Raw genomic sequence first — 23,860 nt, forward strand, 5'->3', positions numbered from 1 at the left:
AGGGGAGCACCTCACTCCGGATCGCTCTGCCAGCGTCGACGCAGATGGTCGAGCCGCTCTTGCTGGGTCAATCCTTGTGGCGGTTGCACCAGTTCTGCCCGGGGATGCTGCAAGCGTAGCCACAACCAGTCGTCCAGCACGGCCCGCTCGCTGAAACCCAAAGTCAGGCCCTGTTCAACGTGGGAGGACAACGTGCGGTAATCGGTTCCCGTCGATTGGCTCCAGCGCCAGATATGTTGCTCCAGCAGGCAGCTATGCAGGCGCTCACGTTGATGATGGGTAAGCCCCTGTTCAATCTTCAGTGGCTCGATGGCCAGTCCCGGATTTCGCAGCTGTTGCCAGCCCAGGCTGCCGCTCGCCCGGTCGGCCCAGGTGCCGCCGAACCAGCGCAGCCAACTGATCGGCCCGAGCCAGCGGCTCAACTGGCGGGCATCGCAGGCGTCGAAAAAGTAACTGGCGGTCTGCCGGTCGTAGTAACTGAGCAGCGCACGATGATTCAGCCCGACAGAAACCGTCAGCATCCGTTGCAAATGTTCACGCAGTGATTCGCTCGAGGCATCACTGCCCAGCAGCAGCCCGCACCAGGTCTGCGGGTCTGTGTGACACAACGCCGACAACACCGGGCAATCGCGCAGATCGACCAACAACGGCCCCTGCTCGCACACGGGCTGAAACTCCGTGCCGTCAAACAGCTTCAGGCTCGGTACGCCGGAGAACGCCTGACGCAATACGCTCAACGCCTGCGGTGCATGCCCGACATCCAGCAACAGCCATTGCGCACGCTGCCCCGGCGCCTTGCCACTCATCGTCCATCGCCAGGGCTGAACCCGGCGACCAGTCGGCAGCTGCACACCGACTCCCGGCAGTGGTGATAACTGCCGCCTCCCGGCATCAGACACAGCAGCAGCAAGGGCTCGCCCGTCTTCAGCCATGGCGCCAGGCCTTCACTCACCAGGGTGTCGGGCAGTGGCGGCGGTTTGTCATCCTCATGGCACTCAGTGGTTGCCGCTGGCTGCAGAACGCCACTGATCACCGGTTGCTCGGGATCGCCTTCGAGAAAGCTCACCACCACCTCGACGCCTTCACGCAATGACGTCAGCGTCGTATCCGCCAACGCGGGTGCCAAGGGCAGCCAGCAGTGGCTGGGTTTTGCCCCTTCGCCCTGATAGAGCCAGTCGAACTGCACCGCGACCGGCCGCGAGCGATCAGGTTGTGGCTCGTCGACCGCCACCACCCAGGCCCGTTGCAGGCTGCCCATGCGCAATGCCGAACGTTCGACGACCGGTTCACACGCCTGCAAGTGCTCGGCGGCACAGAGGCGGTTGCTGTAGGAGGGTTCGAGCGTCTGGTCGGCGCGGTGCTCGATACGGGTCAACAGCCAGTGGGTGTCGCACTCTGCAAACGGCCGCGGGGACAAACTCAGCCACCGACCGCAACGCAGGGTTGGTACATCGGAATGTCCCTGCGCCGTTCGGGCCCGCAAGGCGTAATCACCGGGCTCTCGGACCCGCTCCCGCATCAGCCAGCGGCGCACCGCCGGCGCACGCCCCTGCGCCGCGAAACTCACCCTCCCCGTTTGCGGCAGCAACGCCGGATCGTCACCGAACACCAGGCAATGGTTCTCGCGCCCATGTTCGAAGTGATAGTGGATCCGCGACTGCGCGCACAGGCGCTGCACCAGTTGCAGGTCCGATTCGCCGTATTGAGTGCAAAACCTGCGTGACGGGTGGTCCGCCTGCAATTCGAACCGGCGCTGGTGGCCGCTGATGCCGTGCTCCCTGAGCACCTGATCGAGGATCTGCGGCACCGACCGGCCACTGAAGATTCGCTGGCTATGGCGCAGGCCCAGACAACTCAGCTTCGGGTTCAGTCGCGCCCGGCACAATCTGGCGCCATGGCCATGCTCGTGCTGGACAAGACCCTGCAACTGTCCGTGCACGCCGTTGCCCGAAGGCCCGAAACACAGGCGCGCCGAGCGGTACAGCAGGCCAGCAAGGTCGAGATGAGGATCGTCGATCAACAGATCGATTTCGAACGAAAAAGGCTCGCTGATCGCCTCGCAACCGGTAAAGGCCAGGACTTCGAGCGGGGCGGACAGACCCGCGACATCGAGACGAAACGACGACTCGTCGGCTGGATCGAACATGGGCGATTCTCTACAGGAGGGGCGGCCGGGGATTCTCGCCGAGAGCCATGGCCGAGTAGAGAGCCGAAGTACAAATTAGGAAATGGCCTACGCGAAAAGCAGACAACATCACTTTTCTTGTGAGGATGAAGGCCAATTCGCTAGCAGAAAAAGAGAAGTCTCATCAGGTCATCCGAAACTTCCGCTGCGTGCGGAACAATTTCAGACAACCTGATGGATTCGGAACCTGACGTCAGGAAGACAGGTAGGAGGAGCGGGTCAGACCCAGGCGCAGCGCATCGAGGAACTGGGTACGTTCGGTAGCGCTGATACGGGCACTGGCGCACTTGTCGCGGTAGTGGGTCATCAGCTCTTCCGGCGACAGGTGCACATAGCGCAGCATGTCTTCGATGGTGTCATGAGTTTCGATCCCGGCGTGGTACACGCTGCCGTCGGCGTTCTGGTAGATGTTCACCGAGTCGGTGTCACCGAACAGGTTGTGCATGTCGCCGAGAATTTCCTGATAGGCGCCCACCAGGAAGATACCCAGCAGGTAATCCTCACCGTCATTCAGCCCGTGCACCGGCAGACTGGTCTCGATGCTCTGCTCGTCGACGTATTGCTTGATCTTGCCGTCGGAGTCGCAGGTCAGGTCTTGCAGGACTGCACGACGCAGCGGCTCTTCGTCGAGACGGTGCAGCGGCAGAATCGGCAACACCTGGCCGATGGCCCAGGTGTCCGGCAGGCTCTGGAACACCGAGAAGTTGCAGATGTACTTGTCGGCCAGCTTGTCGTTGAGTTCGTCCAGCACCTGACGGTGCGAACGCTGACGCGCTTTCAACGAGTTGTGCAGGCGACGGCACACGGCGAAATAGCACTGTTCGGCCAGGGCTTTCTCGGCCAGGGTCAGTTTGCCGTCGGCGTACTGGGCAGCCACGTCGCTCATGTAGTGAGTGGCGCGCCAGTAGGTTTCGGTGACCATTTCGATGTCGGTCGGGCCGAGCAGATCAACCAGCCATTGCACGGTTTCCGGCAGCGACTCCTTGTTCTCGATCTGCGGCACGTCGTCGTTGTGCTTCTCGACGTCGGTGACTTGCACCACCAGCATGGCGTGGTGCGCAGTCAGCGAACGGCCACTTTCGGAGAAAATGTTCGGATGCGGCAGGCTCTGCGCATCGCAGAATTCCTTGAGCATGCCGACCACGACACCGGCGTAGTCGTCCATGTCGTAGTTGATCGAACTGGCGTTGCGCGAGTGGGTACCGTCGTAGTCGACGCCCAGACCGCCACCGACGTCGATGTGATCGACCGGCAGACCGAGGTTGCGCAATTCGCCGTAATAACGGATCGCTTCCTTGAAGCCGTGCTGGTAGTCGGCCAGGTTGGCGATCTGCGAACCCATGTGGAAGTGCAGCAGGCGGATGCCCTGATCCAGGCCGGCGGCGCGGAAGCGCTCGACCACGGACAGCAGTTGCGCGGCCGACAGACCGAACTTGGATTTCTCGCCACCGGTGTCCGCCCACTTCGACGAAGCCAGCGACGACAGGCGAACACGCAGGCCGACCTGTGGCTTGACCTTCAGCGAAGCCGCTTCTTCGATCACCAGACCGACTTCGGATTCTTTCTCGATCACGATGAACACGTTGTGGCCGAGCTTCTGGCCCATCAGCGCCAGACGGATAAACTCGCGGTCCTTGTAACCGTTGCAGACGATGGTGCCGCCCTTCGGCGCCAGCGCCAGCACGGCCAGCAGCTCAGGCTTGGAGCCGGCTTCCAGACCGATGGAGACGTTCTGGGTCGCGATGATGTTTTCGATCACCGCTTCCTGCTGGTTGACCTTGATCGGGTACAGCGCGGTGTACTTGCTCTGGTACTCCAGACGCTCGATGTTGGCATCGAACGCACCGGTCAGCTGACGGACGCGGTCTTGCAGGATGTCGGGGAAACGCACCAGCAGCGGCAAGGACAGACCGCTCTTGCGCAGCTGGTCGACTTGTTCGAACAGGTCGATCGGTGAACTGCTCGGGCCGTTCGGACGAACTTCGACGCGACCGGCGTCATTGATCGCGAAATACCCGGCCCCCCAATGGCGAATCCCGTAAACACTGCGGCTGTCCGCAACTGTCCATTGGCTGCCATCGTCTTTGCGTGTGCGTCGTACGGACATCGAAGTCCCCTATAAAGAAGTCATAGTGCGTCGCCTGATTGCAGGCCGGCGCAGTCTAAAGAATGAAAATGACGGTTCGTCAGCGGGGCGGTAGACCGCGCTGACAGCGTTGAGTTTAGAAACCGGTCATGAACAGGCTCTGTGAAAACCATGGAGACGACGCCGGGACTGATGACAATCAGAGCCGGATCAAGCCGCTGGTGGTTTTCACAGAGGCTGCTAGCCGCCGGACTTCTTCGCCTTGAAACCGTGCTTGATCAACTCGGCCAAGAGTAGCTCGACATGATCGCCCTGGATTTCGATGATCCCGTCTTTCAACGCACCGCCGGTGCCGCAACGTTTCTTCAACGTTGTCGCCAGCTCCTTGAGTGCGTCTTCGGCCAGGGGCACGCCGGTGATGGTGGTCACCGTCTTGCCGCCACGGCCCTTGCTCTCGCGGCGCACGCGGGCAATGCCGTCGCCGGCCGGGATCACGGTTTGTCTGCAGATACAGGCGTCCACCGGCTTACTGCATTCCGGGCAATGACGACCTGCGTCGGTGGAAAATACCAGGCCGCCCAGGGCGGCGAAGGATGCGGCTTTTTTGGCCACCGGCAATCCTCTTGGGAGGACAAAGACTGATCGCAGCCTTGGGCAAGGCTATCGACCGCGAAGCCCCACTCAGGCAGGGGCAGCGCTACTGTGCCGGTTGCTCCTGTAAAGCAGGCCGGCACAGCTTGAAAAGGTCGCGCAGTGTAACGGCAAAAACGCCGATTGCTAAGTGCCAATCGGCGCCATTTTATGAGTTCTTTGCGACGTTGCTTTGTTGAGCCTTCAGATAGCGCTTCAAGGCTGCCAGAGAGTCCGGGCAATAAGGCTTTTGCTCGATTTCCAGCATGACCTGGGCGACCGGAATGAAGCGCGCTTCGAGCACTTCTTCCGGTTGCAGGATCAGCGGCCCGTCCCACACTGCCGAGAACGCCGAGCACCACAGGCGATTGCCGGTGTCCTCGAAGTAGAAATGGTCGTGGGCCGTCAGCTCGACACCGCTCACCCCCAACTCTTCTTCCAGCTCTCGGGCCGCCGACTCGGCGTAGGACTCGTTCGCCTGCACCATGCCGCCTGCCGCCACATCCCAGTAGCCGGGATAAATGGCTTTGCTCAGGGTCCGCCGATGGACACAGAGTTCACCGGCGGAGTTGAACAGCATGATGTAGGTGCCACGCCCGATCAGCCCGCGCTCGCGCAAGTCGGAGCGCACCAGGGCGCCGAGCAGGTTGTCCTGCTCGTCGACCCAGGCGATCTGTTCGGCATCCGAGGCCGCGCGGTGGGCCGCCTCTCTGGCGTTGTCGCTCATGACTCAGCCCTGATTGAGCAGTTGACGAAGATCGATCACGGCGGCGTTGGCCCGGGAAATGTAGTTGGCCATCACCAGCGAGTGGTTGGCCAGCACCCCGAAGCCGCTGCCGTTGAGGATCATCGGGCTCCACACCGGCTCCTGCGAAGCCTCCAGTTCACGAATGATCTGGCGCACGCTGACCGTGGCGTTCTTCTTCGCCAGCACGTCGGCGAAATCGACTTCGATGGCACGCAGCATGTGCGACAGCGCCCAGGCCTGACCGCGGGCTTCATAGAACACGTTGTCGATCTGCATCCACGGGGTCTCGACGATTTCCTCGTCGACCTGTGGCACTTCACCCACCGCCGGCACTTCGGTTTTCAGCGCGGTGTTGAGCTTGACCCGGCCGACACTGGCCGACAGGCGTTGCGACAGCGAACCGAGACGAGTCCCGACATCACCCAGCCAGTTGTTCAGGTTGTCGGCGCGAGCGTAGAACAGCGCGTTCTTTTGCGTCGGGTCAGACAGGCGCGCCTGATAACGGCTCAGGGAGTTGATGCCTTCCTGGTATTCCGACTCGCTGGACGGCAGGATCCAGCTCTTGTTGTCGAAGTTGAAGCGCGGTTCGGCCTTGGCCAGATCGGCGTCTTCAGCCGATTGCGACTGCGAGCGGGCGAAGTCCTTGCGCAAGGCACGGGTCAGGTCACGCACCTGCACCAGTACGCCATATTCCCAGCTCGGCATGTTGTCCATCCACAGGCCCGGCGGGAAACGGTCATTGGAAATGTAGCCGCCCGGCTTGTTCAGCAGCGTGCCGGCGACGGTCTTCAGGGTTTCGACGGTGGTATAGCCAACCACCATCTGCTTGCCTTCTTTCTCGGCGGCAAGCTGTGCGTTCTGCGCCACCGGAAACAGGGCCGGCTCTTCACTCCAGTACCAGCCCAGACCGATGGTCACCAACAGGTAAATACCGACCAGCGTGGCCAGCGCGCGGCTGAACAACAGGCCGCCAACATAGCTGCGCGCGGCCGACTTCGGCTCGGCGGCACGTTCGGGCGCGCTGCCCGCGCGATTCTTCCAGTCCAGCATGGCGATATCCTTTCAATCTTGGGTTCAACGGTTCGACAGCAACCATACAACAACGTGCCTCTGGCCCGCACCCGTCAATAATGACAGGGGGTGACTCTTTGGGCTTGCCGTCGTGCGCTAAGGGATTCCCTGATATCCGTCGCCCTGAGAAAACCTTGTCGATACCGATGGAAAAATTCGTGAACCCTCAGGTTTTCGTTTCGCGCTTTCGGCAGAACCTGTTTCTCGATACGCCACGAAGTGCCCTGTTCACGGGGACTTTCCCGATGATCCGGTTCGGATTGAAACCCGCCGGTCGGAAACTGAATGGTGACGCACCGCAGATTATTGACGTACGACACTCATGTAACCGGAAAGAGGTGCTAGCATAGAGCCACCAGTCGATCTCAGCATGCACCCTAACTAGTAGTCAGGATATGACCGAGCCAGAAGACCCCAGCCGTGAGCGCCTCAAGCACCACTTTGCCCAGCGGGTAATTCATCAGGCACGTCAGATTCTTGAGATATGGCAGCGCCTGCAACGCAGTGAGTGGTCCACTGCCGACCTCGCCGAACTGAGCGAGGCCAACCTGCGCCTGCTGCGTTTTGCCGAGCGCTTCGAACAGCCCGAGCACACTCAACTCGCCCACCACATCAGCCAGTCGCTGGAAGCGGTGGACGCCAATCGCGGGCGCCTGAGCAGCGGCCTGATCACCGACCTCAACCGTTTGATGCAGCGCTTGTCGCGCACCGGCCTGCGTCATGGTGATCAGCTCGACCAGACCTTTCTGCCGCCCTTGCGCAAACCGATCTACGTGATGCTTCAGGATCACGACCGCGCCGAGCGGCTGGCCAAGCAACTTGAATTTTTTGGTCTGAGCGCCCAGGCGCTGGACAGCGTGTCGGCGTTTCGCTCCTCGATGGTCGAGCGCCTGCCGGCCGCCATCGTCATGGACGTGGACTTCAGCGGCGCCGGCGTCGGCCTGAAACTCGCCGCCGAAGCCCAGCAAGGTCTGGAAGAACCGTTGCCGCTGCTGTTCTTCAGCTTGCATGAAACCGACACCCCGACCCGCCTCGCCGCCGTGCGCGCCGGTGGTCAAGAGTTTCTCACCGGCACCCTCGAAGCCTCGAGCCTGCTGGAAAAAATCGAAGTCCTGACCTGCGTCGCCCAGTACGAACCTTATAAAGTGCTGATAATCGACGACTCCCGCGCCCAGGCGATGCACACCGAGCGGCTGCTCAACAGCGCCGGGATCGTCACCCGCACGCTGATCGAGCCGATTCAGGCCATGGCTGAGCTGGCGGACTTCCAGCCGGACCTGATCATCCTCGACATGTACATGCCAGCCTGCACCGGCACCGAACTGGCCAAGGTCATCCGCCACAACGATCGCTACGTCAGCGTGCCGATCATTTACCTGTCGGCCGAAGACGACCTGGACAAGCAGCTCGACGCCATGAGCGAGGGTGGCGACGACTTCCTGACCAAACCGATCAAGCCGCGTCACCTGATCACCACGGTGCGCAACCGCGCGGCACGGGCACGCAATCTCAAGGCGCGAATGGTCCGCGACAGCCTCACCGGCCTGTACAACCACACGCACATTCTTCAGTTACTGGAAGACTGCTCGTTCCGCGCCCGCCGCGAAAACAAGCCGCTGAGTTTTGCGATGCTCGACATCGACCACTTCAAACGGGTCAACGACAGCCACGGCCACCCCATGGGCGACCGGGTGATCAAGAGCCTGGCGCTGTTCCTCAAGCAACGTCTGCGCAAGACCGATTTCATCGGCCGTTACGGCGGCGAAGAATTCGCCATTGTCATGCCCGACACCGATATAGACGCCGCGCACAAAGTGCTCGACGAAATTCGCCAGCGCTTCGCCGAAATCCATTACCCGGCCCAACCCCACGATCTGTGGTGCACGTTCAGCGCCGGGGTGGTGGAGATGCACGACGATTCCGACAGCCTGATGATGGCGAGCCAGGCCGACGAGGCGCTGTACCGCGCCAAGGGTGAAGGCCGCAATCGGGTGCAGACCGCGCGGGACTCAAAGCAAAGTGCCACTTTTTCACCGGATTCCACCGATTCGGTCATAACCCTGTAACAGAACCGCAATAAATTCAGGCGCTTACCATTTCTGCCGTTGGTAGCCGTCATGCGCCTGAAGTTGCTCACCAATCTCAACACACTGTTGCTGGTCGCCGTCTGCGTGGCCCTCGGCGCCACGCTGTGGTGGTCGCAGAAAGCCCTCGAACGCCCTTATCTGCTGATGGAGCGCTACCTCGGGCTGTCCCAGCAATTTCAGAATGAAGTCGCGCGCAACGTCGAGGACTACCTCGGTAGCGGCGACGCCTTGCGCCTGAGCAGTGCCAGCCAGGCCATCGACAGCCTGCAGAAAGAGCTCGGCGAACTGCCGCCAGCATTGGCCGACACCCTACGCCCGAGCCTGTCTAGCCTCGACGAATTCAGCAAGACCGACCTGCTTGCCGCCGGCAAACTGGCCGGCGATCCGCAAGCCTTGCTGTTGCAGGCCGAGCGCGAACTGAGCGCCAGCCTCGATCAACTCAGCACCTATGCCGGCGGCAACTCGACTTACCTGACGCCGCTGCTCGCGGCCTCTCAACACCTGGGCAAGTTGTCGCTGGCCCGGGACAAACTGGTCAGCAGCGGGCGCAGTGAACTGGCCGCCGACGTCGAACGCGAAGTCACCAACATCCGCACCCAGGCCCAGGCGATCGATGCCCTGCCCTTGCTTGGCGTGGTCACCCGCAGTGAATCCGGCAGCGACGATTTCGCCTCGATGATGGGCATTGAAAGCACTGAAAAAGCGGTCGCCGAAGATGCCGGCGTCGGCCTCAAACGCGAACTCAACAGTTTGCTCGGCCGTTACCCTGCAGAACTGGCCCGCACTCGCGACCAGATCCAGAAACGCACCGAGCTCAGCACCGCCACCCACCAGAAAATCGCTGCCGTTCAACAAGCCATCGCCGGTCTGGAGCCAGTGGTGCGCGCCCAGCACGGTCAGATCCAGAGCGAAGTCCGCCTGATGCAAGGCGTGATGATCGGCCTGATCCTGTTGATCGCCCTGCTGATCGACACCCTGCAGCGACGCCTGGCCCGTACCCTGACCAACCTCGCCCCTGCTCTGTCGACCTGGGCCGAGGGTGATTTCAGCCAAGACATTCATCTGGGCAAGACCAACCGCGAACTGCACGACATCGAAGCCTCGCTCAACCGCCTGCGTGCCTATCTGGTGGATCTGGTCGGGACGATTCGCGGCAATGCCGAACAAGTGGCGGGCAGCAGTCGCACCCTCGCCGATCTGAGCAATGATCTGCACAGCGGCGCGGAGCATCAGGCCGGCGATACAGCACTGATCCGCGACTCCCTGAGCGAACTGGAAGCGACCATCCAGCAAGTGGCCGGCGATGCGCGTCAGGCCGCAGACGCCAGCCGCCATGCGGGACAGGCTGTCGAGCATGGGCAAAAAGTCATCGGCCTGAGCCTCACCGGATTGCATGCGCTGGTAGAGGAAGTGCAAGGCAATGCGCAGATGATCGAGCATCTGGCCGAAGAGTCGGCCACCATCGGCGGCGTGCTGACGGTGATTCGCTCGATTGCCGACCAGACCAACCTGCTGGCCCTCAACGCAGCGATCGAAGCCGCCCGCGCCGGGGAAATGGGCCGTGGTTTTGCCGTGGTGGCCGAGGAAGTCCGCTCACTGGCGCAACGCACCGCCGGCGCCACCGCAGAAATTCAAACCCTGATCGCCGGCCTGCAAACTGCGGCCCGACAATCGGTCGAAGGCATGCGCGCTCAGGTTGAACACGCCGAAGCCACAGCCAATCAGGCGCAATCGGCGGACGGCGCGCTGGACAAGATCGTCGGCGCGATCCAGACCATTTCCGACACGGCTGTGCGCATCGCCGATGTCACCGCGCAGCAAAGTGGCGCGGTCAGCGAAATCCGCGATCACAGCGAACGGATTCACCAATTGGGTGGGGATAACTTGTTGCGCATCGGCGAAGGACGCGAACAGGGCGAGAATCTGCTGGTATTGGGTGGGCAACTGCATACAGCGGTTCAGGCTTTCCGCGTCTGATCGCAACTCTGCGGGGTTTGGCGGTGCGAATGACCGGATCTGATCACTCAGTCACATATTTCGCGCAAACATCGGAGATCGTGCTGGCTATTGCAGAGAACTGGACAGTCACAAAGTCTTTGCGGCATAGTCGCCGGGTTCTGACGAAGGCTCACCCATAACAAGGAACACGCAGATGGCAACGCTACTGGTGCTGCACGGCCCCAACCTGAACCTGCTCGGCACCCGCGAACCCGGGACCTACGGGTCGACGACCCTGGCGCAGATCAATCAGGACCTGGAACGCCGCGCCCGTGAAGCCGGCCATCACCTGCTGTACCTGCAAAGCAACGCCGAGTACGAATTGATCGACCGCATCCACGCCGCACGCGGCGAAGGTGTGGACTTCATTCTGATCAACCCAGCAGCTTTTACACACACAAGTGTCGCATTACGTGACGCGCTGCTGGCGGTGAGCATCCCATTCATCGAAGTGCATTTGTCCAACGTGCACAAACGCGAACCTTTCCGCCATCACTCTTACTTCTCCGACGTAGCGGTGGGAGTGATCTGCGGCCTTGGCGCCAGCGGTTATCGACTGGCCCTGGAGGCTGCACTAGAGCAGCTTGAACAACAAGCTATACGCCCCTGACCGACCCTTGGGAGTTGATGATTCATGGATATCCGTAAAGTTAAGAAACTGATCGAATTGCTGGAAGAGTCCGGTATCGACGAGCTCGAGATCAAGGAAGGCGAAGAGTCCGTACGCATCAGCCGCCACAGCAAGACCCCGGCGCAGCAGTACTACGCACCGGCTCCGATGCAGGCTCCGGCCGCTGCACCTGTTGCCGCTGCCGCTCCAGTCGCTGCCGCCGCTCCGGCTGCCGCTGCTGCTCCAGCGCTGAACGGCACCGTTGCCCGTTCGCCGATGGTCGGCACCTTCTATCGCAAATCTTCGCCAACCTCGCCGTCCTTCGTTGAAGTCGGCCAGACCGTGAAGAAAGGCGACACCCTTTGCATCGTTGAAGCCATGAAGATGATGAACCACATCGAAGCTGAAACCAGCGGTGTGATCGAGTCCATCCTCGTCGAAGACGGCCAGCCGGTTGAGTACGACCAACCGCTGTTCACCATCGTTTGAACTGCGGAGAGCCTTTGATGACTGCGAAGTTGGAAAAAGTTCTGATCGCTAACCGCGGTGAGATCGCCCTGCGGATTCTGCGTGCCTGCAAAGAGATGGGCATCAAGACCGTCGCCGTTTACTCCAAGGCCGACAAAGAGCTGATGCACCTGGGTCTGGCAGACGAATCCGTCTGCATCGGCCCGGCTTCTGCCGCGCACTCTTACCTGCACATCCCGGCAATCATCGCGGCCGCTGAAGTGACTGGCGCTACCGCCATTCACCCAGGCTACGGTTTCCTCGCGGAAAACGCCGACTTTGCCGAGCAGGTCGAGAACTCCGGTTTCGCTTTCATCGGCCCGAAAGCCGACACCATTCGCCTGATGGGCGACAAGGTATCGGCCAAGCACGCGATGATCGAAGCGGGCGTTCCAACCGTTCCAGGCTCCGACGGCCCACTGCCGGAAGACGAAGAAACGGCGCTGCGCATCGGTCGTGAAGTCGGCTATCCAGTGATCATCAAAGCCGCTGGCGGCGGCGGTGGTCGCGGCATGCGCGTGGTGCACAAGGAAGAAGACCTGATCGCCTTCGCCAAGCTGACCCGCACCGAAGCTGGCGCGGCGTTCGGCAACCCGATGGTCTATCTGGAAAAATTCCTGACCAACCCGCGTCACGTCGAAGTACAGGTTCTGTCCGACGGCCAGGGTAACGCCATCCACCTGGGCGACCGTGACTGCTCGCTGCAGCGCCGTCACCAGAAGGTCCTCGAAGAAGCGCCGGCACCGGGCATCGACGAGCAGGCCCGCAAGGAAGTCCTCGCTCGCTGCGTCAAGGCGTGCGTCGACATCGGCTACCGTGGCGCCGGCACCTTCGAGTTCCTGTACGAGAACGGTCGTTTCTACTTCATCGAAATGAACACCCGTGTTCAGGTGGAGCACCCGGTTTCGGAAATGGTCACCGGTATCGACATCGTCAAGGAGATGCTCAGCATCGCCGCTGGCAACAAGCTGTCGTTCACTCAGGATGACGTGGTCATCCGCGGTCACTCGCTGGAATGCCGGATCAACGCTGAAGACCCGAAAACCTTCATGCCGAGCCCGGGCACGGTCAAGCATTTCCACGCACCAGGCGGCAACGGCGTTCGCGTCGATTCGCACCTGTACAGCGGTTATGCAGTTCCGCCGAACTACGACTCGCTGATCGGCAAGCTGATCACTTACGGCGCCACCCGCGACGAAGCCATGGCACGCATGCGCAATGCCCTGGACGAAATCGTGGTTGACGGGATCAAGACCAACATCCCGCTGCACCGTGACCTGACCCGCGACGAAGGCTTCTGCAAAGGGGGCGTGAACATTCACTACCTCGAGCACAAGCTGGCTGGCGAGAAGCACTAAGCTTCAGCCCGCACATGACAAAGCCGCCTTCGGGCGGCTTTGTTGTTTCCGAAGGTTTCATCTGCTCACACATTACCCGCTCCCACAAAACCGTCGCGCTCGCGTAAACTTGCGCGCTTCTCGCAGGCCGCTAGGCTGCAATCAATCTTTTTCACAGGTGCCCGCCATGCCTTGGCTGCAAGTCCGTCTCGCCATCAGCCCAGAACAAGCCGAAACCTACGAAGACGCTTTCCTTGAAGTGGGCGCCGTTTCGGTGACCTTCATGGACGCCGAAGATCAGCCGATCTTCGAACCGGAACTCAATACCACCCCGCTGTGGGCGCACACCCACTTGCTGGCCCTGTTCGAGGGCGGCACCGAAGCGGCGCCGGTACTGGCCCATCTGGAACTGCTGACCGGCAGCCCGCTGCCCGAGCATCACAGCGAAGTGATCGAAGACCAGGACTGGGAACGCAGCTGGATGGACGGTTTCCAGCCGATGCAATTCGGCCAGCGCCTGTGGATCGTGCCGAGCTGGCACGCCGCGCCGCAACCTGACGCAGTCAACCTGTTGCTGGATCCGGGCCTCGCGTTCGGCACCGGCACCCACCCGACCACGGCCCTGTGCCTGGAATGGCTGGACGGTCAGGACCTGAAAGACTGCAACGTGCTGGACTTCGGTTGCGGTTCGGGGATTCTGGCCATTGCCGCCCTGCTGCTCGGTGCCAAGGAAGCCGTCGGTACCGACATCGACGTGCAGGCGCTGGAAGCTTCCCGCGACAACGCCGGTCGCAACGGTATTGCCGACGAGCTGTTCCCGCTGTACCTGCCGGAGGATCTGCCGCAGGTCAAAGCTGATGTGCTGGTGGCCAATATTCTGGCCGGCCCGCTGGTTTCCCTGGCGCCGCAACTGTCCGGCCTGGTCAAGTCCGGCGGGCGTCTCGCACTGTCCGGGATCCTCGCCGAACAAGGTGAAGAAGTCGCCGCCGCCTACGCGCAGGACTTCGATCTCGACCCGATCGCCAATCGCGATGGCTGGGTGCGCATCACCGGCCGTCGGCGCTAGAATGACCGCCTGCTCAATCCGGATCGCCGCATGACCGACAGCTTCGTCACCCAGTGCCCGCATTGCCAAACCAGTTTCCGCGTCAGCCACACTCAATTGAGCGTGGCCCGCGGGGTGGTTCGTTGCGGCTCCTGCCTGCAAGTGTTCAACGCAGCCAAGCAGTTGCTCGAACAACGCGCAGGCAAGGAAGCAGTCACGCCGGTAGCGCCAGCCATCGTCGAACCGGCACCGGTCACCGAAGCACCGGTCGTCGCCAGACCACCCGAGCCAATCGAACCGCCTGAGCCGCGCACCATCAGCCAGAAGCAGTGGAGCGCCGCCGAGCTGGATCTGGACAGCCTGGACCTGGATCAGGAACTGGCCCGCCTCGAGCAGCGGGAAATCCAGCCGACCACCGAATTCGGCCGCCCGCGCGAAGAGTCTCTCAGCGCTCGACGCGACAGCCATGAGCCGGAAGACGAGCCGTGGTCGGACAGCCTGTTCAGCGAACCGGCGGACGAGCGGATCAGCGAACCCGAGCATGAAACCGAAGCCATCGACCTCGAACCGGTGAAGCAGGAACGCACCGAACCTTCATTGTCACTGGAGCCGGTGGATCTCGATGACGAGCCCCCCATCCCGCAACTGCGCCTGCACGACCCGATTGATCATTCCGCGCGCCACGAACGCCTGTCGACCAGTGACGAGACGGACGACGATCTGACACCGGTCGAGCCGCCGCGTAAAAAGCGCGAACGCAGCGAGCCCGGCGTACGTGCCGAAGTGCTGCAGGACCTGACCGACGATCCGCTGCAACTGGACTGGCAGAAACGCCGTTCGCCCTGGGGCCGACGCCTGCTCTGGCTGTTGTTGATCCTGCTGGCCGCCAGCGCCCTCGCCGGTCAGTACATCGCCTATCATTTCGATGAGCTGGCCCGCCAGGATCAATACCGCCCGTGGTTCCAGCAACTGTGCCCGCAAATCGGCTGCACGGTGCCGTCCAAGGTCGATATCGCCAAGATCAAGAGCAGCAACCTGGTGGTGCGTAGCCACCCGGAATTCAGCGGAGCGCTGGTGGTGGACGCGATCATTTATAACCGCGCACCCTTCTCGCAACCGTTCCCGCTGCTGGAGTTGCGCTTCGCCGACCTCAACGGCCACCTGATCGCCAGTCGTCGCTTCAAACCCGGCGAATACCTCAACGGCGACCTTGAAGGCATGGCGGAGATGCCGCCGCAGACGCCGATCCACATCGCCCTCGACATCCTCGACCCGGGGCCGAAAGCGGTGAACTACAGCCTGAGTTTCCACTCGCCCGAGTGAAACGCTTCACCGCTCCGGGTTTGACGGCAGTTTTCTGACTGGGCATCGACCGACCAAACCGGCGGTAATAACAGAATAACTGTTCAGATTTTGTTCAATTCAGCCTTTATCCAGTCATCGAGAGCGGGTATCATGCCAACCCTTTTTCGAACTCTCATGATCCGGCCCCACTTCAGGGAAGTCCTATGTCGGCGGTACGCATCGGCCCATATACATTGCAGAACGGCTTGATCCTCGCCCCCATGGCGGGTGTCACCGACCAGCCCTTTCGTCAGTTGTGCAAGCGATTGGGCGCAGGGCTTGTAGTCTCGGAAATGGTCACCAGTGACATGAGCCTGTGGAATACCCGCAAGTCGCGCATGCGCATGATCCACGAAGGCGATCCCGAGCCACGCTCGGTACAGATTGCCGGTGGCGACGCGCAGATGCTGGCGGATGCGGCCCGGGCCAACGTCGAACTGGGTGCACAGATTATCGACATCAACATGGGTTGCCCGGCAAAAAAAGTCTGCAACAAGGCTGCCGGCTCCGCGTTGTTGAAGGATGAAGCACTGGTTACCGAGATCCTGCACGCCGTGGTGGCTGCGGTTGATGTGCCGGTGACCCTGAAGATCCGCACCGGATGGGATCGCGACAACAAGAACGGCCTGACCGTGGCGAAGATCGCCGAGCAGGCCGGGATCACGGCGCTGGCGGTGCATGGCCGCACCCGCGCCGACCTGTACACCGGCGAAGCCGAGTACGACACCATTGCCGCGATCAAGCAGGCGGTGTCGATTCCGGTCTTTGCCAACGGCGACATCGTATCGCCGGAAAAGGCCCGCTACGTGCTCGACGCGACCGGTGCCGATGGCCTGTTGATCGGCCGGGCCGCCCAGGGGCGGCCATGGATTTTTCGTGAGATCGAACACTTCCTGCGTACCGGCGAAAAACTGCCGGCGCCGGAGCTGATCGAGGTGGAACGCATTCTGCTTGAGCATCTGGCTGCCCTCCACGCCTTTTATGGGGACGTGATGGGTGTACGCATTGCCCGAAAGCATGTGGGCTGGTATCTCGCAACCTTGCCGGGCGCCAAGGAGTTTCGCGCCCGTTTCAATCGTTTGGATGGTACGGAAACACAATGCGCCAACGTTCGGGAGTTCTTCGCCGAACGTTACAAGAGCCTGACAGGGGACGGAGAAGGGGTGGCCGCATGACGATGATGACCGAGACTTTAGTGAGTGGAACAACACCCGTGAGCGACAACGTGAATTTGAAACAGCACCTCAATACACCGAGCGAAGAAGGCCAGACCCTTCGCGGGAGTGTCGAGAAGGCGCTGCACAATTATTTCGCCCACCTTGAGGGCGCAGCCGTCACGGACGTGTACAACCTGGTGCTCTCCGAAGTCGAGGCTCCCCTGCTCGAAAGCGTGATGAACTACGTCAAGGGCAACCAGACCAAAGCCAGCGAGCTGCTCGGACTCAACCGCGGCACGCTGCGCAAGAAACTCAAGCAGTACGATCTGCTGTAAGCATTCAATCAAACCAGAAAGGCGCCCGCGTAAAACCGGTCGCCTTTTTTGCTGACTTCCCTTGCTTTTGATGGAAATTGAGATGACCGACCAGACTACCCGCCTGCCGATCCGCCGCGCCTTGATCAGTGTTTCCGACAAGACCGGGATCCTCGAATTCGCCAGGGAGCTGGAAGCCCTGGGCGTGGAAATCCTTTCCACCGGCGGGACCTTCAAACTGCTGCAGGACAACGGCGTGGCCGCAGTGGAAGTCGCGGATTACACCGGTTTCGCAGAGATGATGGACGGGCGGGTGAAAACCCTGCACCCGAAAATCCACGGCGGGATCCTCGGTCGTCGCGGTATCGATGACGCGATCATGAACGAACACGGCATCAAGCCGATCGATCTGGTAGCCGTCAACCTGTACCCGTTCGAAGCCACCATCAGCAAACCAGGCTGCGACCTGCCGACCGCCATCGAAAACATCGACATCGGCGGCCCGACCATGGTCCGTTCGGCCGCGAAAAACCACAAAGACGTGGCCATCGTGGTGAATGCCAGCGATTACGCCAACGTCCTGGAAAACCTCAAGGCCGGCGGCCTGACCTACGCTCAGCGTTTCGACCTGATGCTCAAGGCGTTCGAACACACCGCCGCCTACGACGGCATGATCGCCAACTACATGGGCACCGTGAACCAGGCTGCCGAGACCCTGAGCACCGAAGGTCGCAGCGAATTCCCGCGCACCTTCAACAGCCAGTTCATCAAGGCCCAGGAAATGCGCTACGGCGAGAACCCGCACCAGAGCGCGGCGTTCTACGTGGAAGCCAAACCGGCCGAAGTCGGCATCGCTACCGCCACCCAGCTGCAAGGCAAAGAGCTGTCGTACAACAACGTGGCCGACACCGACGCCGCGCTGGAATGCGTGAAGAGCTTCGTCAAACCAGCCTGCGTGATCGTCAAGCACGCCAACCCGTGCGGTGTGGCCGTGAGCCCGGACGCCGAAGGCGGCATCCGTCAGGCCTACGAACTGGCCTACGCCACCGACACCGAGTCGGCGTTCGGCGGCATCATCGCCTTCAACCGTGAACTGGATGCCGAGACCGCCAAGGCGATCGTCGAGCGTCAGTTCGTTGAAGTGATCATCGCCCCGAGCGTCAGCGAAGAAGCCCGCGCCATCGTTGCTGCCAAGGCCAATGTGCGCCTGCTGGCCTGCGGCGACTGGTCGGCTGACCGCGCTGCTGCCTGGGACTACAAGCGCGTCAACGGCGGCCTGCTGGTTCAGAGCCGTGACATCGGCATGATCGGCGCCGACGACCTGAAAGTGGTGACCAAGCGCGCACCGACCGAACAGGAAATCCACGACCTGATCTTCGCCTGGAAAGTGGCCAAGTACGTTAAATCCAACGCCATCGTCTACGCCAAGAACCGTCAGACCATCGGTGTCGGCGCCGGCCAGATGAGCCGCGTGAACTCGGCACGTATTGCCGCGATCAAGGCTGAACACGCCGGTCTGCAAGTCGCCGGTTCGGTGATGGCATCGGATGCGTTCTTCCCGTTCCGCGACGGCCTGGACAATGCGGCCAAGGTGGGTATCACTGCAGTGATCCAGCCAGGCGGTTCGATGCGCGATGCTGAAGTGATTGCTGCTGCTGACGAAGCCGGTATCGCCATGGTCTTCACAGGCATGCGCCACTTCCGTCACTGATAAACCGATTCCCTGTGGGAGTGGGCTTGCCCGCGATGCAGCCACCTCGGTTCTTAAGACAGACCGCAGTGATGCTATCGCTGGCGAGCCAGCTCCCACAGAAAAGCGCCCCTGCGGCGCTCAACAGAATTAGCGTCATCCGAGGTTTTTGAAATGAATGTTTTGATCATTGGCAGCGGTGGCCGCGAACACGCCCTAGCCTGGAAAGTGGCTCAGGATCCGCGTGTGCAGAAGGTTTTCGTGGCACCGGGCAACGCCGGCACCGCGATTGAAGCCAAGTGCGAAAACGTCGCCATCGACGTGCTGGCCCTCGAGCAACTGGCAGATTTTGCCGAGAAGAACGTTTCCCTGACCATCGTCGGTCCGGAAGTGCCGCTGGTTGCCGGCGTCGTCGATCTGTTCCGCTCCCGTGGCCTGGACTGCTTCGGTCCGACCGCCGGTGCTGCGCAGCTGGAAGGCTCGAAAGCCTTCACCAAGGATTTCCTGGCACGCCACAAGATCCCGACCGCCGACTACCAGAACTTCACCGAGATCGAGCCTGCCCTGGCTTACCTGCGTGAAAAAGGCGCGCCGATCGTGATCAAGGCCGACGGCCTGGCCGCCGGTAAAGGCGTGATCGTCGCCATGACCCTGGCCGAAGCCGAAGACGCCGTGCGCGACATGCTCGCCGGCAACGCCTTCGGCGACGCCGGTTCGCGCGTCGTGATCGAAGAGTTCCTCGACGGCGAAGAAGCCAGCTTCATCGTCATGGTCGACGGCAAGAACGTCCTGCCGATGGCCACCAGCCAGGACCACAAACGCGTCGGCGACGGCGACAGCGGCCCGAACACCGGCGGCATGGGTGCCTACTCCCCTGCCCCGGTGGTCACCGCCGACGTGCACCAGCGCGTGATGGATCTGGTGATCTGGCCGACCGTGCGCGGCATGGCCGAAGAAGGCAACGTCTACACCGGTTTCCTGTACGCCGGTCTGATGATCGACAAGGCCGGCAATCCGAAGGTCATCGAGTTCAACTGCCGTTTCGGCGATCCGGAAACCCAACCGGTGATGCTGCGTCTGCAGTCGAGCCTGGTGTTGCTGGTCGAAGCGGCACTGGCCCAGGCCCTGGATAAAGTCGAAGCGCAGTGGGATCCACGTCCGAGCGTCGGCATTGTGCTGGCCGCTGGCGGTTACCCGGGCGACTACGCCAAGGGCGCGACGATCAACGGTCTGGACGCAGCAGCGAACCTGGAAGGCAAGGTCTTCCACGCCGGCACCGTGCTCAAGGACGGTAACGTCGTGACGGCCGGTGGTCGGGTGCTGTGCGCCACTGCCATGGGCGCCAGCGTGGGTGCTGCCCAGGAGCAGGCCTACAAACTGGCCAAGGCCATCGACTGGGAAGGCTGCTTCTACCGCACCGACATTGGCTACCGCGCCATTGCCCGTGAACGCGGCGAAACCCGGTAATAAGCTACGCTGTGTTTCCGGCAAGGGCCCTTGGTCCTTGCCGGACTGTTCCGACGCTGCGCATCGTTATATTCTGGCATCAACCTACGAAGGGATTTCGCCGTGCGCTGGCTCAGGATTGCCATAGGCTTCACCGTCACACTGTTGACCTTGCTCTGCATGCTCCCGGCCCAGGCCGCGCAAGGCAGTGGCTGGTCGGTATTGCTCGACGATCAGGGCAACCTCCAGCTGAGCGACATCCGCTCCGCCCGCTACACCAATCAATTCAGCCCTATCGAGCTTGACCGCCTCACCGCGGCCGAACCCGATGGCGCGTTATGGCTGCGCTTCAGACTAGCGCCCGGCAAGCACGAACAAGTGCTGCGCATCTTCGCTCCCGACCTGTCGCACCTCAATCTGTACGTGCTCGATGGCGACAGACTGATCGAGCAACGGGAAACCGGCACCGTCCAGGCCCAGGCCGAGCGCCCGCTGCCGAGCAGCGACTTCCTGCTGCCGCTGCCGCAAAGCGACAAGTCCCTCGACATCTACCTGCGAATGGTCTCCGACCACCAGTTACGCCCGTACATCACCCTGCAATCGGCGGTGATGGGCGCGGCCAACCATAATCAGACGCTGATCTACGGCTTGCTGTTCGGCTGCCTGGCGATGCTGATCCTGCACAACCTGATCCGCTACGCCTACACCCGCTCGCGCAGCAGCCTGTGGCTGGCAGTCTGTGAAGCGCTGCTGAGCCTGAGCCTGTTGCTGTTGCTCAACCTGGCTGGCCCATGGCTGCCGAACTGGCACGCGATCCAGACTCCCGGCGCCTATCTGGCCCTGCTGCTGACCGCGCCGGCCGGCCTGATGTTCGCCTACCGCTTCTTCGCCCCGCTCGGCCCGCACCCGCTGAACAAGCTGCTGCTGGGCGACATCCTGTTCATCGTGATCTGCAGCCTGCTGCTGTTGTTCGTCAACACCCTGCCGCTGAACATCATCACTTACGCACTGGTGGCCCTGGCCGGTCTGAGCATGTTGCTGGTGGCGTTCTATCACTGGCAGAAAGGCTACCGCCCTGCCCGCTTGTTCGTCGCCGCGATGGTGGTGTTCAACATCGGCACGCTGATCATCCTCCCGGCCTTGCTGGGGCTGACCCTGGTGGCGCCGCAAGGTCTGATCATGACCCTGATGGGTTTCATCTGCATCAGTGGCCTGTTGATGAGCATCGCCCTCGGTGAGCGCCAGCGCAGCATCACCGAAAGCCGCTTCAGCATCAGCCGCGACCTCGCCGCGAGCAACGCCGAGATCAATGCCAAGGCCGAATTCCTCGCCAAGATCAGCCACGAGATCCGCACGCCGATGAACGGTGTGCTGGGCATGACCGAACTGCTGCTTGGCACGCCGCTGTCGGTCAAGCAACGCGACTACGTGCAGACCATCCACAGCGCCGGCAACGAACTGCTGACCCTGATCAACGAGATCCTCGACATCTCCCGCCTCGAATCCGGGCAGATCGAGCTGGACGACGTGCAGTTCGACCTCAACGCCCTGATCGACGATTGCCTGAGCATCTACCGCGCCAAGGCCGAACAGCAGAACGTCGAACTGATCAGCTTCATCCAGCCGCAGGTGCCACGGGTCATCAGCGGCGACCCGACGCGTCTGCGCCAGACGCTGCTGAGTCTGCTGGAAAACGCCCTGAAGAAAACCGAAGAAGGCGAAGTGCTGGTGGTGGTTGCCCTCGATGAGCGCAGCACCAAACCGCGCCTGCGCATTGCCGTGCAGGACAGCGGCCAACCGATGGATCAGGAAGAACGCGACGCCCTGATGCACGCCGAATTGCACAGCAAGCACTTCCTGTCGGCCAATCGACTGGGCGGCAATCTCGGGTTGGTGATTGCCCGGCAATTGATCCGTTTGATGCAGGGCGAGTTCGGCATCAAGAGCGGCGCCAGCCAGGGCAGTACGCTGTGGCTGACCCTGCCGCTGGACCCCGATCGTCTGGAGCATCCGACCTCCGATCTCGACAGTCCGCTGCAAGGCGCGCGGGTACTGGTGGTCGACGACAACGACACCTGCCGCAAAGTGCTGGTGCAACAGTGCAGCGCCTGGGGCCTGAACGTCAGCGCGGTACCGTCGGGCAAAGAAGCGCTGGCCCTGTTGCGCACCAAGGCGCATTTGCGTGATTACTTCGACGTGGTCTTGCTGGACCAGAACATGCCCGGCATGACCGGCATGCAACTGGCGGCCAAGATCAAGGAAGACCCGAGCCTGAACCACGACATCCTGCTGATCATGCTCACCGGCATCAGCAATGCGCCGAGCAAGATCATCGCGCGCAATTCGGGGATCAAGCGCATCCTGGCCAAACCGGTGGCCGGCTACACGCTCAAGACCACGCTGGCCGACGAACTGAACCAGCGCAATCGTGGCCAGGCCGTGTTCCAGCCACAACCGACTGGCCCGGCCACGGCCGTCAAGGTCCCGAGCGATTTCCGCATCCTCGTCGCCGAAGACAACACGATTTCCACCAAAGTGATCCGCGGCATGCTCGGCAAACTCAATCTGCAACCGGACACCGCCAGTAATGGCGAAGAAGCCTTGCAGGCCATGAAAGCCCAGCGCTACGACCTGGTGCTGATGGACTGCGAAATGCCGATCCTCGATGGTTTCTCCGCCACCCAGCAACTGCGAGCCTGGGAAGTCGGCAATCAGCGCATCCGTACGCCGATCGTCGCGCTGACCGCGCACATCCTCGCCGAACACAAGGAGCGAGCGCGTCAGGCCGGCATGGACGGGCACATGGCCAAACCGGTGGAGCTTTCGCAATTGCGTGAACTGATCGAGCACTGGGTGGCCCAGCGTGATCAGCAAAACCGCACGACGGCCCGTACGCCCTGATCTCGGCGAGTCCTCACTCCTCGAACGGAACATGGCGTGATGACGCCAGATCCGCCTGATAGACTCCGTTCAACTTTCGTCGGCGCGAGTTTCAATCATGCTCCATGTGTTGTTCAGCGTTTACCTGAAGATGCTGGTGCTCTATAGCCCGTTCTTCGTGTTGTCCTGCTTCATCAGCCTGACCCGGGGTTATTCGCGCAAGGAACAACGGCGCCTGGCCTGGAAAGTTGCGATCGCCACCCTGGTTTCGAGCGTGTTGCTGTACCTGTTCGGGCGGGTGATCTTCGACGTGTTCGGCATCACCGTGGATGCCTTCCGCATCGGTGCCGGCAGCGTGCTGTTCATCTCGGCGCTGGGCATGGCACAGGGCAAGTCCGCCGTGCAGACCGACAACGTGCAGCAGGATGTGACGATTGTCCCGCTGACCATTCCCCTGACTGTCGGCCCCGGCACCATCGGCGCATTGCTGGTGATGGGCGTCAGCCAGCCGCACTGGGATGACAAGCTGATCGCGATCATGAGTATTGCACTCGCCAGCTTCACGGTTGGAGTAGTGCTTTATTTGTCGAACCGCATCGAGCGGATTCTCGGTGACCAGGGCCTGCAGATCGTCAGCCGCCTGATGGGGTTGTTCGTATGCGCGCTGGCGGCGCAGATCATCTTTACCGGGGTCAAAGGCTACCTTGTGCCTTGAACCCTGAAAC

General features: G+C 61.7%; 19 protein-coding genes. 13 read left to right on the forward strand and 6 right to left on the reverse strand.

The window, feature by feature from the left end; all coding sequences use genetic code 11:
• Window positions 1–11: 11 nt before the first annotated feature.
• From AC1RR7_RS11665 to AC1RR7_RS11690, 6 genes are all read right to left on the reverse strand, one after another.
• A complete protein-coding gene (locus tag AC1RR7_RS11665) occupies window positions 12–806 on the reverse strand; it encodes a DUF4123 domain-containing protein (protein WP_493157482.1) in 795 nt (264 codons plus the stop codon).
• Window positions 803–2,146, reverse strand: a complete 1,344-nt coding sequence (locus AC1RR7_RS11670; protein WP_493157484.1) for a type VI secretion system Vgr family protein — start codon at window positions 2,144–2,146, stop codon at window positions 803–805. The genes AC1RR7_RS11665 and AC1RR7_RS11670 overlap by 4 nt, the downstream gene beginning before the upstream one ends.
• 232 nt (window positions 2,147–2,378) lie before the next feature.
• The gene (gene speA / locus AC1RR7_RS11675; protein ID WP_096819733.1) at window positions 2,379–4,292 is read right to left on the reverse strand and encodes an arginine decarboxylase; all 1,914 of its coding nucleotides are present in this window, start codon (window positions 4,290–4,292) and stop codon (window positions 2,379–2,381) included.
• Window positions 4,293–4,511: 219 nt separating this feature from the next.
• Window positions 4,512–4,883: a translation initiation factor Sui1 gene (locus AC1RR7_RS11680; protein WP_096819734.1), complete on the reverse strand. Its 372-nt coding sequence runs from the start codon at window positions 4,881–4,883 to the stop codon at window positions 4,512–4,514.
• Window positions 4,884–5,070: 187 nt separating this feature from the next.
• Window positions 5,071–5,628: an NUDIX hydrolase gene (locus AC1RR7_RS11685; protein WP_102620079.1), complete on the reverse strand. Its 558-nt coding sequence runs from the start codon at window positions 5,626–5,628 to the stop codon at window positions 5,071–5,073.
• Window positions 5,629–5,631: 3 nt separating this feature from the next.
• A complete protein-coding gene (locus AC1RR7_RS11690; RefSeq protein ID WP_096819736.1) occupies window positions 5,632–6,699 on the reverse strand; it encodes a DUF2333 family protein in 1,068 nt (355 codons plus the stop codon).
• Window positions 6,700–7,115: 416 nt separating this feature from the next.
• Here AC1RR7_RS11690 and gcbA point away from each other — a divergent pair, with 416 nt between their 5' ends.
• The 13 genes from gcbA to AC1RR7_RS11755 all read left to right on the forward strand — a co-directional run bounded on the left by gcbA (window position 7,116) and on the right by AC1RR7_RS11755 (window position 23,850).
• Window positions 7,116–8,786, forward strand: coding sequence for a diguanylate cyclase GcbA (gene gcbA / locus AC1RR7_RS11695; RefSeq protein WP_102620080.1), 1,671 nt, complete (start codon window positions 7,116–7,118; stop codon window positions 8,784–8,786).
• Window positions 8,787–9,740: 954 nt separating this feature from the next.
• Complete coding sequence (locus tag AC1RR7_RS11700) at window positions 9,741–10,784, forward strand: methyl-accepting chemotaxis protein (RefSeq protein WP_492574049.1); 1,044 nt, start codon at window positions 9,741–9,743, stop codon at window positions 10,782–10,784.
• A 175-nt stretch (window positions 10,785–10,959) separates the two neighbouring features.
• Entirely contained in the window at window positions 10,960–11,415 is a 456-nt protein-coding gene (gene aroQ / locus AC1RR7_RS11705; protein ID WP_096819739.1) for a type II 3-dehydroquinate dehydratase, read from the forward strand.
• Between the two features lie 24 nt (window positions 11,416–11,439).
• Complete coding sequence (gene accB / locus AC1RR7_RS11710; protein ID WP_096819740.1) at window positions 11,440–11,904, forward strand: acetyl-CoA carboxylase biotin carboxyl carrier protein; 465 nt, start codon at window positions 11,440–11,442, stop codon at window positions 11,902–11,904.
• Between the two features lie 17 nt (window positions 11,905–11,921).
• Window positions 11,922–13,280: an acetyl-CoA carboxylase biotin carboxylase subunit gene (accC, locus tag AC1RR7_RS11715; protein ID WP_096819741.1), complete on the forward strand. Its 1,359-nt coding sequence runs from the start codon at window positions 11,922–11,924 to the stop codon at window positions 13,278–13,280.
• Window positions 13,281–13,446: 166 nt separating this feature from the next.
• Window positions 13,447–14,325 carry a 50S ribosomal protein L11 methyltransferase gene (gene prmA / locus AC1RR7_RS11720; protein WP_085732735.1) on the forward strand — a complete coding sequence of 293 codons (879 nt, stop codon included), beginning with the start codon at window positions 13,447–13,449 and terminating at the stop codon, window positions 14,323–14,325.
• A gap of 30 nt (window positions 14,326–14,355) precedes the next feature.
• Window positions 14,356–15,627 (forward strand): DUF3426 domain-containing protein, encoded by a 1,272-nt coding sequence (locus tag AC1RR7_RS11725; RefSeq protein WP_493157486.1) that lies wholly within the window; start codon window positions 14,356–14,358, stop codon window positions 15,625–15,627.
• Between the two features lie 185 nt (window positions 15,628–15,812).
• Window positions 15,813–16,823 carry a tRNA dihydrouridine synthase DusB gene (gene dusB / locus AC1RR7_RS11730; protein ID WP_085732733.1) on the forward strand — a complete coding sequence of 337 codons (1,011 nt, stop codon included), beginning with the start codon at window positions 15,813–15,815 and terminating at the stop codon, window positions 16,821–16,823.
• On the forward strand, window positions 16,820–17,140 hold the full coding sequence (fis, locus tag AC1RR7_RS11735) for a DNA-binding transcriptional regulator Fis (protein ID WP_003186237.1): 321 nt from the start codon (window positions 16,820–16,822) through the stop codon (window positions 17,138–17,140). Before dusB ends, fis begins: the two co-directional genes overlap by 4 nt.
• A gap of 82 nt (window positions 17,141–17,222) precedes the next feature.
• Window positions 17,223–18,830, forward strand: a complete 1,608-nt coding sequence (gene purH / locus AC1RR7_RS11740) for a bifunctional phosphoribosylaminoimidazolecarboxamide formyltransferase/IMP cyclohydrolase (protein ID WP_102620083.1) — start codon at window positions 17,223–17,225, stop codon at window positions 18,828–18,830.
• A gap of 153 nt (window positions 18,831–18,983) precedes the next feature.
• On the forward strand, window positions 18,984–20,276 hold the full coding sequence (gene purD / locus AC1RR7_RS11745; RefSeq protein ID WP_273540695.1) for a phosphoribosylamine--glycine ligase: 1,293 nt from the start codon (window positions 18,984–18,986) through the stop codon (window positions 20,274–20,276).
• A 102-nt stretch (window positions 20,277–20,378) separates the two neighbouring features.
• Window positions 20,379–23,156 (forward strand): hybrid sensor histidine kinase/response regulator, encoded by a 2,778-nt coding sequence (locus tag AC1RR7_RS11750; RefSeq protein ID WP_102620085.1) that lies wholly within the window; start codon window positions 20,379–20,381, stop codon window positions 23,154–23,156.
• 97 nt (window positions 23,157–23,253) lie between these two features.
• Window positions 23,254–23,850, forward strand: coding sequence for a MarC family protein (locus AC1RR7_RS11755; protein ID WP_096819748.1), 597 nt, complete (start codon window positions 23,254–23,256; stop codon window positions 23,848–23,850).
• Window positions 23,851–23,860 lie beyond the last annotated feature (10 nt).

The sequence above is a fragment of the Pseudomonas sp. GW821-FHT11G12 genome (assembly GCF_058808055.1).

Coding starts and splice junctions, on each gene's coding strand:
- AC1RR7_RS11665 (WP_493157482.1), bottom strand. CDS start 806: ATGAGTGGCAAGGCGCCGGGGCAGCGTGCGCAATGGCTGTTGCTGGAT.
- AC1RR7_RS11670 (WP_493157484.1), bottom strand. CDS start 2,146: ATGTTCGATCCAGCCGACGAGTCGTCGTTTCGTCTCGATGTCGCGGGT.
- speA (WP_096819733.1), bottom strand. CDS start 4,292: ATGTCCGTACGACGCACACGCAAAGACGATGGCAGCCAATGGACAGTT.
- AC1RR7_RS11685 (WP_102620079.1), bottom strand. CDS start 5,628: ATGAGCGACAACGCCAGAGAGGCGGCCCACCGCGCGGCCTCGGATGCC.
- AC1RR7_RS11690 (WP_096819736.1), bottom strand. CDS start 6,699: ATGCTGGACTGGAAGAATCGCGCGGGCAGCGCGCCCGAACGTGCCGCC.
- gcbA (WP_102620080.1), top strand. CDS start 7,116: ATGACCGAGCCAGAAGACCCCAGCCGTGAGCGCCTCAAGCACCACTTT.
- AC1RR7_RS11700 (WP_492574049.1), top strand. CDS start 9,741: ATGATCGGCCTGATCCTGTTGATCGCCCTGCTGATCGACACCCTGCAG.
- aroQ (WP_096819739.1), top strand. CDS start 10,960: ATGGCAACGCTACTGGTGCTGCACGGCCCCAACCTGAACCTGCTCGGC.
- accB (WP_096819740.1), top strand. CDS start 11,440: ATGGATATCCGTAAAGTTAAGAAACTGATCGAATTGCTGGAAGAGTCC.
- accC (WP_096819741.1), top strand. CDS start 11,922: ATGACTGCGAAGTTGGAAAAAGTTCTGATCGCTAACCGCGGTGAGATC.
- prmA (WP_085732735.1), top strand. CDS start 13,447: ATGCCTTGGCTGCAAGTCCGTCTCGCCATCAGCCCAGAACAAGCCGAA.
- AC1RR7_RS11725 (WP_493157486.1), top strand. CDS start 14,356: ATGACCGACAGCTTCGTCACCCAGTGCCCGCATTGCCAAACCAGTTTC.
- dusB (WP_085732733.1), top strand. CDS start 15,813: ATGTCGGCGGTACGCATCGGCCCATATACATTGCAGAACGGCTTGATC.
- fis (WP_003186237.1), top strand. CDS start 16,820: ATGACGATGATGACCGAGACTTTAGTGAGTGGAACAACACCCGTGAGC.
- purH (WP_102620083.1), top strand. CDS start 17,223: ATGACCGACCAGACTACCCGCCTGCCGATCCGCCGCGCCTTGATCAGT.
- purD (WP_273540695.1), top strand. CDS start 18,984: ATGAATGTTTTGATCATTGGCAGCGGTGGCCGCGAACACGCCCTAGCC.
- AC1RR7_RS11755 (WP_096819748.1), top strand. CDS start 23,254: ATGCTCCATGTGTTGTTCAGCGTTTACCTGAAGATGCTGGTGCTCTAT.